Raw genomic sequence first — 4,280 nt, forward strand, 5'->3', positions numbered from 1 at the left:
ATGAGCCGCCCCATTTTCAGTGCATCATGGCATAGCGTTGCCGAACTCAAGCTCAAGCTGTCAAGGCATGCCCGGATGGAGCGGCACACCTATCGCGGCAAAACCTGGTATGTCATTCAGGATCTCGCAGGTGGTCAACATTGCCGCATCCCACCGGCCAGCCACGCGGTGCTGATGCTGCTGGACGGGGAACGCACCGTAGCCGAGGCCTGGGAACAGATCAATACCGGCGATGGTACGGAACTGGTCACCCAGAACGATATGGTCGACCTGCTAGTGCAGCTGCATTCGGTGAATCTGATCCAGGGCAATACTTCCCCCGATGCGCACGCCATTCTCGACAAGAAGAAGAAAAAGCAGCGGAACAAGATCAAGCAGTGGATTACCAATCCACTCAGTCTCAAGATCCCACTTTATGATCCAGACCGGCTGCTGGAAGCCATCAACCCGGTTACCCGTCACTTCTTCACCCTGGCCGGTTTATTGGTTTGGTTAGCCATCGTCATTCCTGCTGGCTTCATTGCTGCGGAACACTGGTCAACGCTCACAAACAACTTGAGCGACCGTATCCTTTCCTCCAGCAATTTGCTGATCATGAGTGCGGTATTCCCTGTCGTGAAGCTGCTCCACGAATTGGGACACGGCTGCGCCAACAAGGCTTGGGGCGGACGAGTCAACGAAATGGGGTTGATGTTTCTCGTCTTCGTTCCTTCTCCCTATGTGGATGCATCCTCATCCAACCTTTTCCCCTCCAAGTATCGCCGTGCGCTGGTTGCATCTGCAGGGATGGCCGTTGAGTTGCTCCTTGCCGCACTGGCCCTCTATATCTGGCAGTTCACTGAACCCGGCTTGCTGCGAGCAGTTGCATACAACGTGATCGTGGTGTGCGGCATCTCGACGTTGATTGTCAATGGCAATCCGCTCTTGAAGTATGACGGCTACTATATTCTGGCCGACTTGATCGAAATGCCCAATCTCGCCCAAAGAGGGACCAAGTACTGGACCTATCTATGGGATCGATATGCCTGCGGCAAGACCGACGAGCCCGGACCGAACGAAAACCGGACCGAAAAATTGTGGCTGTTCTTCTACACCCCCGCCTCATGGCTATATCGCAGCTTTGTCACCATCAGCATCATGCTCATCGTGGCAACGCAGTTTTTCTTCTTTGGCGTGCTGATGGCTTTATGGAGCGCGTTCAGCCTGTTTTGCATGCCACTTTGGAAGAGCTACAAACACAATTTCCGCAGCCCGCAACTCGAACGGCAGCGAGAAAGAGCGGTGCGTGTCACACTCGCTACAACGGCCTGCGTACTGGGATTGGCGTTTCTGGTCCCACTGCCGCTCTACATCCGCTCAGACGGCGTGGTATGGCTACCAGACCAAGCCATCCTCCACGCGGGCGCTGATGGGACATTCCAGCGTTGGCTGGTGCAACCAGGCCAGCGCGTAAAGGCTGGCACTGCGCTTTATCTACTAGACAGCAATACGCTTGCGACCCAACTTGAGGTGCAAACACAGAAGTTTGCCGAAGCCGATGCAGCATATCGTGCCGATCAGTTCACCGACCCCAAGAAAGCACAGGTGTCACTCCAGGATGTGGAGCGTGCAAGGGCCGAGCTGGCCACCATCCAAACACAAGCCCAGCGCCTGGTCGGCTATGCACAAACGGATGGCATGTTGGTTGCGGAACGGGCGTCTGACATCATCGGCCAGACCATCAAGCAGGGCGAACTCGTTGGTTATGTGCTCAACCGTGATGCACTGATCGCCAGGACGACCGTTTCTCAGGACGATATCGATCTAGTGCGCAATCGTCTACGCAGCGTGCAATTGCGGCTAGCGCAGGACCTGACTACACCACTGGATGCCCACGTTGTTCGGCAAATGCCCGGCGGCGTGGAAGAACTGCCATCGCCAGCCCTCGGGCTCACTGCTGGCGGAAGCATCGCCACCGATCCCAACGATCCAAGCGGAGCCAAAACGCTGCAACGCATCTTTCTGATGGATCTGGCCTTCGACGAGCAGCATGCGCAGGCGTTGTTCGGCTCCCGCGTCTATTGCCGCCTTGATCTGGGTCTGGAACCGCTTGGCCTGCAAGGCTTGCGCCGCTTGCGGCAGCTTTTTCTGAGCCATTTCGATGTCTGATATCCGCGCGCTGACCGCAGGCAAGCGCATTGCGCTGGGGAGCGGCCTCTATGCCGAACGCGCGGCGCAGCATCATTCCGAGTGGGAAGAACGGCTACGCACCTGGTACGCCTGGCTGCAGCCCGGTGGCAAGCGCAAGGCAGCGCGTTTTACCCAGCAGGTTGGTGCGCTTGAAGCGGAAATCTCGCAGCTAGACAACGAGGCATTGGCCGGCGCCCTGCTGTACGCCGTCACTCCCATGCACAAGCATGGCTTTGCTGATCCATATCTGGCCCGTGCCTTTGCCGTGATCCGCGAAGCATCGCGGCGTTGTACCGGCAAGCGCCACCACAATGTGCAACTGCTGGCAGGCCGCGCGCTGTTGCACGGCAAGCTGGCAGAAATGGCCACCGGCGAAGGCAAGACGTTGGCTGGCACCCTGGCGATCTGCACAGCGGCCGCGACCGGTGCGAGTGTGCATGTAGTCACGGTCAACGATTATCTGGCCGAGCGCGACGCCGAGCACAACAAGGCCTTGTTTGACTTTTTCCGACTTTCGCTCGGCATCATTGAACAGGACATGCCGCCGCAACAGCGGACCGAACAATACGCCCAGCAGATCGTTTATGTGTCGAACAAGGAGCTGACCTTCGATTACCTCAAGGACCGGATCGCCATCGGCCACCTGAACGCCACCCAGGTCAAGCTCAATCGCCTGTTCAACGAAGCAGGCACCCAAAGCAGCATCCTACGTGGCCTGCATCTGGCCATCATCGATGAGGCCGACAGTGTGCTGATCGACGAGGCCCGTACCCCGCTCATCATTTCGGAAACCATACCCGACGATCTGGGCGAGGCGCTTTACCATCAGGCGCTGGCACTCGCGAACGGCATGCACGCCGAGCACTACACATTGGGGAAAAATCGCGATGTATGGCTCACGCCCGCCGGTCATACCCACTTACGGGCAGCGGCTGAAGGCTTGGCAGGCCTTTGGCAAAAGCCAGCCTGGCAGCAGGAGCTGGTGCAGAAAGCCCTCTCCGCGCTGCACCTCTTCAAGCGCGACCAGCACTACATCATCGCGGACAACAAGGTGCAGATCGTCGACGAATCCACGGGCCGTGTCATGCCTGATCGCACCTGGGAGCGTGGGCTGCACCAGATGATCGAAGCCAAGGAAGGCTGCGAAATCACTGGCCAACGCCGCACACTTTCCCAGATCACCTACCAACGTTTCTTCGGCCGCTATCTGCTGCTGGGTGGCATGACCGGCACGGCCAAGGAAATCGAACCAGAGGTCAAGCGCACCTACAACCTTTCGGTGGAACGCATCGCCACGCACAAACCCAGCAAGCGGCAACGGCTGGCAGACCATGTGTTTCTCACGGATGACGAGCGCTGGCAGAAAGTGATCGAACGCGCCAGCCATTTTGCAGGCATGGGCCGCGCCGTGCTGATCGGCACCCGTTCGGTGGAGGCCTCGGAACGCCTAGGCCAACTGCTGACCGAGGCAGAACTACCCCACACCGTGTTGAACGCCCGTAACGATGCAGATGAAGCCGAGCTGGTGGCCGAGGCAGGTCAGCCCGGCCGCATCACCGTGGCCACCAACATGGCCGGACGTGGCACCGATATCAAACTGGCCCCGGAGGTACACGCCGCCGGCGGGCTGCATGTGATCCTCACCGAGTTCCACGATACCGCCCGCGTCGATCGCCAGCTGTTCGGCCGTGCCGCCCGCCAGGGCGACCCCGGCACCGTCGAGGCCGTGGTCTGCTTGCACGACGAGGTATTCACCCGCTTTGCCCCGACACTGGCCCAGCTTTATCTCCCCTGGGTAAGATCAGGCCGCCCGCACGGTCGCCTGTTCCGCTGGTTGGTGCGACACGCCCAGCAACGCTCGGAGCGCCATCACCGCCGCCAGCGGCTGCAAACCCTCAAGCAGGACCGGCAATGGCTGATGTCACTAGGCTTCGTAGCGGCGCATCGCAAATAAGCGCCAAATTGAGCGGTAAAAGCTACAGGCTGTTTGTCCAACAACGCGATCAAAACTGATCTTAAACATTCCCCAAAACAAAGCCCCCAAATCTGGGGGCTTTGTTTTGGCTAGGTATAGCCCAAACACAATGCGGCCAAAGGCCGCATTGCCCTCG

The 4,280-nt window shown here is 58.8% G+C and carries 2 protein-coding genes; both read left to right on the forward strand.

The window, feature by feature from the left end; translation table 11 throughout:
- Entirely contained in the window at positions 1 to 2,148 is a 2,148-nt protein-coding gene (locus tag FLM21_RS17120; protein WP_148716729.1) for an efflux RND transporter periplasmic adaptor subunit, read from the forward strand.
- Positions 2,141 to 4,123 carry a preprotein translocase subunit SecA gene (locus FLM21_RS17125; RefSeq protein ID WP_148716730.1) on the forward strand — a complete coding sequence of 661 codons (1,983 nt, stop codon included), beginning with the start codon at positions 2,141 to 2,143 and terminating at the stop codon, positions 4,121 to 4,123. Before FLM21_RS17120 ends, FLM21_RS17125 begins: the two co-directional genes overlap by 8 nt.
- Positions 4,124 to 4,280: the final 157 nt, after the last annotated feature.

Source organism: Chitinolyticbacter meiyuanensis (assembly GCF_008033135.1).
Lineage (GTDB): Bacteria > Pseudomonadota > Gammaproteobacteria > Burkholderiales > Chitinibacteraceae > Chitinolyticbacter > Chitinolyticbacter meiyuanensis.